Below are 11,350 nucleotides of genomic sequence, written 5' to 3'. Positions count from 1 at the left end.
CCAACAAAACAAGTCAACGGGGAAATTTCAAGAAACTGTCATTTTTCTCCCTCCGCACCTTATCAGGCGTCATGGGCCCTGCTCTGCCCGTGGTGTAAACCCCGTGTCCGCAGGCGATCCGGCCCAATTGGAGAAGGCCCTTCCTGCGGCATGGAGGGATTGCTAGTCTGCCAGCCATCGAAGCTGGAGTGACAGAATGCTGGTACTGAACGAGGCCGACACGCGGGCAGCCCTTCCCTGGGCGCCGTTGATCGACGCCATCAAGACGATGTTCACGTCGGACTGCGTGACGCCCGTGCGCCACCACCACGCGGTGGAGGTGCCTGGCGAAGCGGCTGCGACGATGCTGCTGATGCCAGCCTGGGTGCCCGGCGCGTACATGGGCGTCAAGATCCTCAACCTCTTTCCCGACAACCAGCGCCGGGCGCTGCCGACGATCATCGGCACCTATCTCCTGTCGTCGGGCACGACGGGCGAGATGCTGGCCATGGTCGACGGTGGCGAGCTGACGGCGCGGCGCACGGCGGCGACGTCCGCGCTTGCAGCCCGTTACCTCGCCTGCGAGGACGCGCAGTCGATGCTGATGGTGGGCGCCGGGCGGCTGGCGCTCAACCTGATGCAGGCGCATGCGACGGTGCGGCCGCTCGAGCGCTTCGCAGTCTGGGCCCGCGACCCGGACAAGGCCGAAGCCTGTGCCGCCGAGGCGCGGGCGCTTGGCCTCGACGCGACCGCGACCGCCGACCTCGCTGCGGCCGCCGGGGACGCCGACATCATCTCCTGCGCCACGCTTTCAAGTACGGCCTTGATTCAGGGCGAATGGCTTCGGCCGGGCACGCATCTGGATCTCGTCGGCGCCTTCAAGCCGGACATGCGCGAAAGCGACGACGCCTGCATCCGCCGCGCGTCCGTCTTCGTCGACACCCGCGCCGGCGCTCTCAAGGAGGGCGGCGACATCGTCCAGCCGCTGCGCAGCGGCGTCCTCGACGAAGGCGGGATCCTGGCGGAGCTCGCGGATCTCGTCGGCGGTCGCCACGGGGGGCGCAGCCGGGCGGAGGAGATCACGCTCTTCAAATCGGTGGGGGCGGCGCTGGAGGATCTGGCCGGGGCCATTCTCGCCTACGAGCAGACCAGCCGAGAGACCGTCGCCTGATGGCAAGCGGTGGTGAACGCGGCCTTCCCGTTCTTCCGGTCCCGGTTCTTCCTGTCCATGACGTGCTGCCGGAGATCATGGCGGCCCTTTCGGACGGCAACCGGGCGGTTCTCTCGGCGCCGCCGGGCGCGGGCAAGACGACGATCGTGCCGCTGGTGCTGCTCGACCAGCCCTGGTGCAGCGGCAAGATCATCCTGCTCGAGCCGCGGCGGCTGGCGGCCCGGGCGGCGGCCGGCCGGATGGCCGCGCTGCTGGGTGAACAGGTCGGCGAGACGGTCGGCTACCGGATGCGGCTCGACAACCGCATTTCCGGCCGCACCCGGATCGAGGTGGTAACCGAGGGTGTCTTCGCGCGCATGGTGCTGGAGGAACCTGAGCTTGCCGGCATCTCGGCGGTGATCTTCGACGAATTCCACGAGCGGTCGCTCGACGCGGACTTCGGACTGGCGCTGGCGCTCGACGTGCAGTCGGCGTTGCGGGAAGACCTGCGGGTGCTGGTGATGTCGGCAACACTCGACGTCGAGCGGGTGGCAGCACTCCTCGACCATCCGCCGGTGATCGTCAGCGAGGGGCGCAGCTTTCCCGTCGAGATCCGCCATCGCGACCGGCCGGCAGGAGAGCGGATCGAAGACAGCGTGACGAGCGCCATTCTGGCCGCACATGGCGGCGAAGAAGGATCGATCCTTGCCTTCCTGCCGGGACAGGGCGAAATCCTGCGCACTGCCGAACGCCTGGAGGGGCGGTTCGGACCGCAGACCCTGATTGCGCCGCTCTATGGTAACCTGAGCCAGGCGGACCAGGATCTCGCCATCCGGCCGGCACCGGCGGGCATGCGCAAGATCGTGCTAGCGACCTCGATCGCGGAAACCTCGATCACCATCGACGGCGTCCGCGTCGTCATCGACAGCGGGTTGCAGCGGCTGCCGGTGTTCGAGCCCGCCACCGCCATCACCCGGCTGGAGACGGTCCGGGTGTCGCGGGCCTCCGCCGATCAACGTGCCGGGCGCGCCGGCCGTACGGAACCGGGAACCGCCATCCGCCTCTGGCATGCCGGACAGACGGCGGCGCTGCCGGCCTTCACGCCGCCGCAGATCCTCTCCTCCGATCTGTCCCAGCTGGCGCTCGACCTGGCGCACTGGGGCGTGAAGGATCCGGCGACGCTGCGTTTTCTCGATCAGCCGCCGGCGCCGGCGCTGTCGGAGGCCCGCGCCCTGCTCGTCCAGCTCGGTGCGCTCGATGCGCGTTTCGGGTTGACGCAGAAGGGCCACCTGATGCGGCGCCTCGCCCTGCCGCCGCGGCTTTCCGCCATGGCAATATCTGCCGCCGCCGAGGGCCTTGGCCTGCTCGCCTGCCAGCTTGCGGTGCTCCTGACCGAACAGGGCCTCGGCGGCAAGGATCTCGATCTCGACGAGCGGCTGCGGCGGTTTCGAACCGAACGCGGGTCCCGTGCGGACGCCGCGCGGGCGCTTGCCGCCCGACTTTCGCGGAGCCTGCCCGGAGGAGATGATGCCGGTGTGGTCTCCGGTGCGGGGCCGCTGCTGCTGCACGCCTATCCCGACCGGGTGGCCCTGCAGCGCGGCGGGCGTGGCCGGTTCGTCATGGCCAACGGGCGCGGCGCCGAGCTGCCGGAGACGGAGCGGCTGGCCGCCAGCCGCATGCTGGTGATCGCCGACCTCACCGGCCGCGCTGCGCAGGGCCGGATCCTTGCGGCGGCGGACATCTCTCGGGCCGACGTGCAGGAGCAGCTGCGAGAGCTCATCGTCGAAGGAGAGGAGTGCTTCTTCGACCGGGCGAGCCGCCAGGTGCGCGCCCGCCGGGTGACGCGGCTCGGGGCGATCATCTTCGAGGAAACACCGCTGCCGAAGCCGCGCGGCGAAGCGGCCGCCCGGGCACTGGCCGAGGGCGTGCGGGAGCTTGGGCTGGCGGCTTTGCCGTTTTCGCGCGAGGCCCAGCATCTGCGCCAGCGGACCGGCTTCCTGCAGCGGAGCATCGGCGATCCCTGGCCCGACATGAGCGAGGACGCATTGCTCGACCGGCTGGAAGACTGGTTCGTGCCGTTTCAGGGCAGCAGCTCCAGCCTCGATGCCGTCGATGCCGGCAGCCTTACCGAGGGGCTGCGTTCGCTCGTGCCGCACGACCTGCGCCGCGACCTGGATTGGCTGGCGCCCACCCATTTCGAGGCGCCGACCGGCCAGCGCCACCCGATCCGCTACGACGGGGAGGAGCCGGTGCTGGCGATCCGGGTGCAGGAACTCTACGGATTGAAGACGCATCCCGCGGTTGCCGGCGGACGGTTGCCGCTTCTGCTGGAACTCACCTCGCCGGCGCACCGGCCGATCCAGACGACCCGCGACCTGCCGGGCTTCTGGGCAGGATCCTGGAAGGACGTGCGCGCCGAGATGCGCGGACGCTACCCCAGGCACCCCTGGCCGGAGCGGCCCGACGAGGCGCTGCCCACCACACGTGCCAAGCCGCGCGGGACGTGACAGAATGCCGCCTCGGGAGATGGGGCAAGGAGCTGTATTGGACCGGTCCATGAACAAGGCAGACACGATCGGCACTGGCCGCCAGACGGAAACCCTCGGCCTCTCGTCGGTGCGCGAGGCACAGTTCGGGTCCTCCAGCCGGCGGTTCCGGCTCCAGACGCTGGTCCGGCTGCGCTGGCTGGCGGTCGCCGGCCAGACGCTGACGGTGCTGATCGTGGCGCTGGCGCTCTCCTTTCCGCTGCCGCTACTGCCGGCGGGCTTCCTGATCGGCGCCCTGGCGCTCGCCAATGTGATGCTGTCGCTCTGGTTTCCGCCGACGCAGCGGCTGGGGCCGAAGGCGGCGCTGGCGCTCCTCAGCTTCGATCTCCTGCAGATGGCCTGCCTGCTGTTCATCACCGGTGGGCTTGCCAATCCGTTCGCGCCGCTCCTCTGCGTGCCGGTGATCATCTCGTTTGCCTCGCAGCCACTGCGGCATTCCATTGCACTCCTCCTGCTGGCGCTCGCCTGCACCACGGCGCTCGCCTTCTCGCCCTATCCGCTGCCCTGGTATCCGGAAGAGATCTGGCGGGTCCAGCCGGTCATGCAGCTCGGCATCTGGTTCTCGATCGCCTCGATGATGAGCTTTGCCGCCTTCTATGCCTATCAGGTGTCCAACGAGGCGACGCTGCTGGCGGATGCACTGGCGGCGACCGAACTCGTGCTCGAGCGGGAAAAGCACCTGTCGCAGCTCGATGGCCTGGCCGCGGCGGCAGCGCACGAACTCGGGACGCCGCTGGCAACGATCAGCGTCGTGGCCAAGGAGATGGAGCGCGACTTCGGCGACAACGAGCTGCTGCGGGAGGACGTCCAGCTGCTGCGCAGCCAGAGCGAGCGTTGCCGCGATATCCTGAAGCGCCTGACCTCGCTGTCGGCGGCGAGCGAGGAGCACATGCGCCGCCTGCCGCTGTCCTCGATGATCGAGGACGTAATCGCGCCGCACCGCCAGTTCGGGATTGCCATCGGGCTGGTCGAGAGGGGTGACCGCGCCAGCGAACCGGTCTGCACCCGCAACGCCGGCATTCTCTACGGTCTCGGCAACCTCGTGGAAAACGCGGTGGACTACGCGGCAAGCCAGGTGACGGTGACCGTCGAGCACAATGCCGAGCGGGTCGTCGTCGTCATCGAGGACGATGGCGCCGGCTACTCGGCAGATATTCTTTCCCGCATCGGCGAACCCTATATGACAAAGAGGGCCAAGGAAGTCGAAAGAGCCGGCGGGCTCGGGCTCGGCCTGTTCATCGCCAAGACGCTGCTGGAACGCTCCGGCGCACGATTGCGGTTCGAGAATCGGGATGGCGACGAAGCGGGTGCCCGTATTCGCATCGAATGGCCCCGGGCGATGCTCGAGGATGGTTAGCTGGCGCATGTGGTCCGAGAGGGTCTGCCGAACGTAGATGCTTTCGAGCCCGTGACGCTTCTGGAGAAGAGACATGGATACACCAATGCGAGCCGCAGACGCTGCTGCGGAACATCTGCTCGGACCGGATCGGTCCCTGCTCATCGTTGACGATGACGGCCCCTTCCTGCGACGGCTGGCGCGCGCCATGGAAAGCCGCGGCTTTACCGTCGACGTGGCCGAATCGGTTGCCGAGGGCATTGCCAAATCGAAGGCCAATCCGCCGAAATATGCCGTCGTCGACCTTCGCCTGGGAGACGGCAACGGACTCGACGTGATCGAGGCGATCCGCCAGCTGCGGCAGGATACGAAGACCATCGTGCTGACCGGCTATGGCAATATCGCCACGGCCGTCACGGCCGTGAAGCTCGGCGCCCTCGACTATTTGGCCAAGCCCGCCGATGCGGATGATATCTTTCATGCCCTGACGCAGCGCCCCGGGGAGAAGGCTGACGTGCCGGAAAACCCGATGTCGGCCGATCGGGTGCGCTGGGAGCATATCCAGCGGGTCTATGAGATGTGCGAGCGCAATGTGTCGGAGACGGCGCGGCGCCTCAACATGCACCGCCGGACGCTGCAGCGGATCCTCGCCAAGCGGGCGCCGAAATAGATCACATCTCGTCGAAGGTCCTGCCGGTGGCCCATTCGGCCATCGTCAGCCGATGCGCGGACGCCCTGGCGAAATTCAGCATGACCGCCTTGCGGGTCGCCGGCGGCAGCCGGTGTTCCGGCGCATCGCGCATGAGATGGGCGCCGTAGCCATCCGAGAGCAAGAGGCCGCAGTCCTCCGGGAAGATCTCCAGCGGTACGTCCTTATGGGTGGCAAAGAACAGACGGTCGCAATAGGCCCGGTAATCCGGCCACTTGCGGTCGACCCGGAAGTCCTCGATCGAGGTCTTGATCTCGATGATCCAGATCTCCCCCTTCTCCGATACCGTGACGAGGTCGGCGCGGCGGCCGTTGGCGAGCGCGAGTTCCGGCAGCGTCGCATGACGCATGTCGGTCAGCAGGATCTGCAGGCCGCGGCGCACCATCATGGCGCGGGCCGACTGGCGACCATCGATGAGCGGATTGCTGTTGGCGATGCTGACACGTGTCATGAGGTCGGGTGCCGATCCCGTGTTCGATGTTGCAAAAAAGGCAGATCCGCGTCCAATCGTGCGGGCGCGACGCCCGGTCGGGGCACAGCGACTTGCCAAGTCCGTTTTATTCGAAAATAACCCGCTCTTAAAGGCGCTCATCCCGCCTGCGTCGCTTTTTCCCTTTTCATGAGATCTCCATGCGCATCCGCACAAGCATGATCGCCTTCGGCCTCCTGGCAACTGCTGCCCTGGCCGGATGCTCCACCACGTCCGAATCCCCCGAAGTCGCCCGCATCGAAACCACCCGGATCTTCACCGATTCCTACGGCTCCGTCACCGATGCCGGCTATGCATTGCCTGCCATTCCGATCACCCGCGTGGACAAGAAGTTCCACCGCCAGATCGTCGACTATCCGACGCAGGAGAAGCCGGGCACGATCGTCGTCAACACCCGCGAACGCTTCCTCTACTACGTGCTGCCGAACGGCAAGGCGGTCCGCTACGGGATCGGCGTCGGCAAGCAGGGCTTCTCCTGGTCGGGCGAGGCCTATGTCGCCTGGAAGCAGGCCTGGCCGACCTGGCACCCGCCGAAGGAAATGGCGGAGCGCAAGCCGGACGTGGCACGCTATGTCGAGGACGGAATGGGGCCGGGCCTCAGCAACCCCCTTGGTGCGCGCGCCATGTATCTCTTCAACGAGAAGGGCCAGGACACGCTGTTCCGCCTGCATGGCACGCCGGAATGGGCGTCGATCGGCACCGCAGCCTCTTCGGGCTGCATCCGGCTGATCAACCAGGACGTCATCGACCTCTACAATCGCGTCCGCCCGGGCCGCAACACCAAGGTCGTCGTCATCCAGTAAGCGGATTGCTTCGCGAACCTAACGTAAAGGCCGCCGGTCACCCCGGCGGCCTTTGTCGTTCAGTGTGCGTGCTGCGCCTTGAGCTCCAGCCGCCGCCGGTGGAGGACCGGCTCGGTGTAGCCGTTCGGCTGCTCCCTGCCCTTCAGCACCAGGTCGAGAGCGGCCTGGAAGGCGATTGAGCCGTCGAAATCCGATGCCATCGGATGGTAGAGCGGATCACCGGCATTCTGGCCATCGACGACCGCCGCCATCCGCTTCATCGTCTCGACGACCTGCTCCTGGCTGATCAGCTTGTGGTGCAGCCAGTTGGCCATGTGCTGGGCCGAGATGCGCAGCGTTGCGCGGTCTTCCATCAGGCCGATGTCGTTGATGTCGGGCACCTTTGAGCAGCCGACGCCCTGATCGATCCAGCGCACCACATAGCCGAGGATCCCCTGGGCATTGTTGTCGAGCTCCCGCTGGATCTCCTCGGGCGTCCAATTCGGCCTTGATGCGACCGGCACGGAGAGAATGTCGGAGAGCTTGGCGCGGCCCCTCGTCTTCAGGCCGGCCTGGACGTCGGCGACATTGACCTTGTGATAGTGGGTCGCATGCAGCGTCGCCGCCGTGGGCGACGGGACCCAGGCGGTGTTTGCACCGGCCTTGGGGTGGGCGATCTTCTGCTCCAGCATGGCTGCCATCAGGTCAGGCATCGCCCACATGCCCTTGCCGATCTGCGCGTGGCCCGCGAGCCCGCATTCGAGGCCGATGTCGACGTTCCAGTTCTCGTAGGCGGAGATCCAGGCGGCCTGCTTCATGTCGCCCTTGCGGATCATCGGACCCGCTTCCATCGACGTGTGGATCTCGTCGCCGGTGCGATCAAGGAAGCCGGTGTTGATGAAGACGACACGCTCGCGCGCGGCGCGAATGCATTCCTTGAGGTTGACCGTGGTGCGGCGCTCCTCGTCCATGATCCCCATCTTGATGGTGTTGGTGGGCATGCCGATCGCTTCTTCTACGCGCGCAAAGATCTCGCAGGCGAAGGCGACCTCCTCCGGTCCGTGCATCTTCGGCTTCACCACATACATGGAGCCGGTGCGGGAATTCTGGCGGCGCCCGTCGGGCCCGATGTCATGCAGCGCAAGGAGGGCGGTGACCATGGCGTCCATGATGCCTTCCGGCACCTCGCGACCGTCCTGGTCGAGGATGGCCGGATTGGTCATCAGGTGGCCGACATTGCGCACCAGCATCAGCGACCGACCCTTCAGGCTGCCGCTCGCGCCTTGCGGCGTCGTAAACGCGATGTCCGGTTCCAGCTTGCGGATGAAGCTCCTGCCGCCCTTGGCCACCTCTTCCTGAAGATCCCCCTTCATCAGACCGAGCCAGTTGCGATAGACGAGCACCTTGTCCTCGGCATCGACGGCGGCGACGGAATCCTCGCAGTCCATGATGGTGGTGATCGCCGATTCGAGCCGCACGTCGGAAATCTTCGCCGGGTCGTCCTTGCCGATCTGCGTCGACGGATCGATCCGCACCTCGATGTGCAGGTTGTTCTTTCCGAGAAGCAGGCTCTCCGGCGCCGCGGCCTCGCCCGTGTACCCGATGAACTGTGCCGGATCGACGAGTTCGACGGTGCGTCCTTCCGGACCGGCTGCCGTGAGGGTGCCGGCAGCAGCGACGAAGGACGTCACGTCGCTCCAGCTCGCGCCCGACAGCGGCACCGACTGGTCGAGGAAGTCCCGCACCCAGGCGATGACCTTTGCGCCGCGGACAGGGTTGTAGGATCCGCCCTTTTCGGCGCCACCCTCCTCCGTAATGGCGTCGGTGCCGTAGAGCGCATCGTAGAGCGAGCACCAGCGCGCATTGGCGGCATTCAGGGCATAGCGCGCGTTCATCACCGGCACGACGAGCTGCGGCCCGGCAATCTCGGCGATTTCGGGATCGACGTTCTCCGTCGAGACCTTGAAATCGGGACCTTCCGGCAGGAGATAGCCGATGTCGCGGAGAAAGGCTTCGTAGACCTCTAGGTCCACGGGAGCACCATTGCGACGATACCATTCGTCCAGCTTTTCCTGCATCTCGTCGCGCTTGGCCAGCAGCGTGCGGTTCTTCGGCGCCAGGTCATGGACGATCTGGGCAAACTGCGAAAAGAAACGCTCGGCGTCGACGCCCGTGCCGGGGATCGCCTCCTGCAGGAGAAAATCATGCAGCTTCTCATCGATCGCAAGGCCGTTCTTGGTAATGCGAGCCATCCGGTGCCTCCTCCTCATCCTTGATTGTTATTGCCTGCCAATTTGCGCGCAGAGCCGCCGCTGTCAATGCGCCGAAGGGCTGACGGCGCCCATGTCGCGTGAGGCGACGCGAGGACGGCCGACCGCCGTCGCCACGATCCGGGCCTCCAGGAGCCTGGGCGAACCCTCGACGTCAGGCCGGTCCAGATGCTCCTCCAGGGTGACGACAGCATCATCGGCGCCGGCGGCGGCGGCCCGCGCCAGAGCCGTAGCGCGTGCCCGCTGGCGGGCCTGCTTCATCGCCTCGGCCTCCTCACTCGCCAAGCGGTTTTCGCCGGCGCCCGAGATCACGAACCCTCCCTCGCCCGAGATGCTCACCACCACACTCACGACGGCGCGGACCTCTCCGACAACCGCGCCGATGGCGTTGGCCACGTCTGCGTCTGCCGGAACGACTGACTCCGCGCCCAGCATTCGAGCGACGGCGGGATAATAGAGCGCTGCGGAAGCCCCCAGGCCAACAAGCGGCCGATCGAGGGCAATCGACATTCCGACTATGCCGGGCGTCCGCCGCAGGGCGCGGTCGACGGCAGGAGAGGTCGAGGGATCGATCGGCTCGCCGCCGTCCTCGGCCAGGCACGTCGCCAGCACGGCTTCGGCTGACTGGCGGGTCAGGCGTGCGACCACCGCCTCGGCCAGTTCGTCCGCTGACGGAGCGATTGCGCGACCGGCCCCGTCTTTGCGACGGGCGCAAAGCTCGAAGCCCATGCGCGCCGCCTCCGCATTCCACTGGCCCTGCTGACGCAGAACATGCAGCGCGTCGGAGGGAGTGATGCCGCAGAGGTGAACAAGGCCGCGGGCGACAAGACCGTCCAGCAGCACCTTTTCCGATGCGGACTGGAGCAGAGCGTCAAGGCTCACCGGCCCGGACCCAAGACGTTGCAACAGCGCCTGATCCTGCGCTCTGAGGCCCTGCGCCGCTGGCGAGGCGAGGCCCGTTGCGACGGCGAAGCGCGCGTCGTGGCGGCCGGGGCGGGGCGCCTTCAACTGCTTTTCGAGCGCCGAGAGGACGATCTCCCGGTGGTGATGGGCAAGGAGGCTGAGCGGCAGGATCCGGCGGGGCCCGAGCGTGATCGACGGCGTCAGGCCACGGTCATCGATGTGGACCTCCGAATCGCCGCCGAGGCCGAAGGTCCGAAGCGCAACCGCCTCGACCATGGTGCGGTGTCCGCCAACGATGGCGCCTTCTTCGGCAAGCCGTGGCAGGCCGCCTTCCAGAACGGCGACGTCGGTGGTGGTTCCGCCGATGTCGGAGACGACGGCGCGGTCGAGGCCGGTCAGATGGCGGGCGCCGACCAGACTTGCCGCCGGGCCGGAGAGGATCGTCTCGATCGGCCGCAGCCGTGCCTCGGCTGCCGAGATCAAGGCGCCGTCGCCGCGCACCACCATCAAGGGCGCCGCCACGCCGCGGCTGTCCAGAAAGCGCTCGCAGGCATTGATCAGCCGGTCGATGATCGGCACGAGCCTGGCGTTCAGGACCGTCGTCAACGCCCGGCGCGGGCCGCCGAGCCTGGAGGACAGTTCATGGCTGCAGGTGACCGGCAAGCCGGTCATCTGCCGCAGACGATCCCGCACGCGCACCTCGTGAGCCGGATTCCGGACTGCGAAATAACCGGCCACCGCAAAGGCCGATACGTGTTCGGCAAGGGTGGCGGCCGCTTCTTCGAGCGCCGTAAGATCAAGTGGAAGCTCGTTGCCGTGGACGTCGTGCCCCCCCGGCACGAAGACGACGGGATCACGCCCCAGTGCCTCCTGCAAGCCGCCGCGAGCCAGATCCTCCTGCGAGAAGCCGATCATGACCAGTGCCGCGCTGCCGCCCTGCCCTTCGACGAGAGCATTGGTGGCCAGCGTCGTCGAGAGCGACACGAGTCCGATCTGCGACGGCAGGATGTCGCTCTGGGCGATCACCCGGTCAACGGCTCCTGCGATGCCCAGCGAGAGATCATGCCGCGTCGTCAGCGATTTCGCCTTGGCGACAACGCCTTCCGGCTCCCGGAAGATGACCGCGTCGGTATAGGTTCCGCCGGTGTCGATGCCGAGAAGGTATGGTGAGGACACGCGAATTTC

Annotated in this window: 8 protein-coding genes; 5 read left to right on the top strand and 3 right to left on the bottom strand. The window is 67.0% G+C overall.

Annotation, left to right across the window (positions count from 1 at the left end):
* Window positions 1-196 precede the first annotated feature (196 nt).
* The 4 genes from lhpI to EO99_RS0105705 all read left to right on the top strand — a co-directional run bounded on the left by lhpI (window position 197) and on the right by EO99_RS0105705 (window position 5,681).
* Window positions 197-1,150 (top strand): bifunctional Delta(1)-pyrroline-2-carboxylate/Delta(1)-piperideine-2-carboxylate reductase, encoded by a 954-nt coding sequence (lhpI, locus tag EO99_RS0105720; protein ID WP_029617687.1) that lies wholly within the window; start codon window positions 197-199, stop codon window positions 1,148-1,150.
* Window positions 1,150-3,636 (top strand): ATP-dependent helicase HrpB, encoded by a 2,487-nt coding sequence (gene hrpB, locus EO99_RS0105715; protein ID WP_029617686.1) that lies wholly within the window; start codon window positions 1,150-1,152, stop codon window positions 3,634-3,636. The genes lhpI and hrpB overlap by 1 nt, the downstream gene beginning before the upstream one ends.
* A 49-nt stretch (window positions 3,637-3,685) precedes the next feature.
* Window positions 3,686-5,032: an ActS/PrrB/RegB family redox-sensitive histidine kinase gene (locus EO99_RS0105710; protein WP_029617685.1), complete on the top strand. Its 1,347-nt coding sequence runs from the start codon at window positions 3,686-3,688 to the stop codon at window positions 5,030-5,032.
* Window positions 5,033-5,105: 73 nt separating this feature from the next.
* Window positions 5,106-5,681, top strand: coding sequence for an ActR/PrrA/RegA family redox response regulator transcription factor (locus tag EO99_RS0105705; protein ID WP_051679705.1), 576 nt, complete (start codon window positions 5,106-5,108; stop codon window positions 5,679-5,681).
* 1 nt (window position 5,682) lies between these two features.
* On the opposite strand, the gene EO99_RS0105700 is transcribed toward EO99_RS0105705, so the two are convergent.
* The gene (locus EO99_RS0105700) at window positions 5,683-6,171 is read right to left on the bottom strand and encodes an MmcB family DNA repair protein (RefSeq protein WP_029617683.1); all 489 of its coding nucleotides are present in this window, start codon (window positions 6,169-6,171) and stop codon (window positions 5,683-5,685) included.
* 179 nt (window positions 6,172-6,350) lie between these two features.
* Here EO99_RS0105700 and EO99_RS0105695 point away from each other — a divergent pair, with 179 nt between their 5' ends.
* Window positions 6,351-7,013, top strand: a complete 663-nt coding sequence (locus EO99_RS0105695) for a L,D-transpeptidase (protein WP_029617682.1) — start codon at window positions 6,351-6,353, stop codon at window positions 7,011-7,013.
* 59 nt (window positions 7,014-7,072) lie between these two features.
* On the opposite strand, the gene EO99_RS0105690 is transcribed toward EO99_RS0105695, so the two are convergent.
* The gene (locus EO99_RS0105690; protein WP_029617681.1) at window positions 7,073-9,244 is read right to left on the bottom strand and encodes a malate synthase G; all 2,172 of its coding nucleotides are present in this window, start codon (window positions 9,242-9,244) and stop codon (window positions 7,073-7,075) included.
* A gap of 63 nt (window positions 9,245-9,307) precedes the next feature.
* Window positions 9,308-11,341: a hydantoinase/oxoprolinase N-terminal domain-containing protein gene (locus tag EO99_RS0105685; protein ID WP_051679704.1), complete on the bottom strand. Its 2,034-nt coding sequence runs from the start codon at window positions 11,339-11,341 to the stop codon at window positions 9,308-9,310.
* Between the last annotated feature and the right edge of the window lie 9 nt (window positions 11,342-11,350).

Origin of the sequence: Pseudorhizobium marinum (genome assembly GCF_000705355.1) — a bacterium.
GTDB classification, from domain to species: Bacteria; Pseudomonadota; Alphaproteobacteria; order Rhizobiales; family Rhizobiaceae; genus Neorhizobium; species Neorhizobium pelagicum.
Note: the sequence above shows the minus strand (reverse complement) of the source record. Positions and strands in the feature narration are given on the sequence as shown.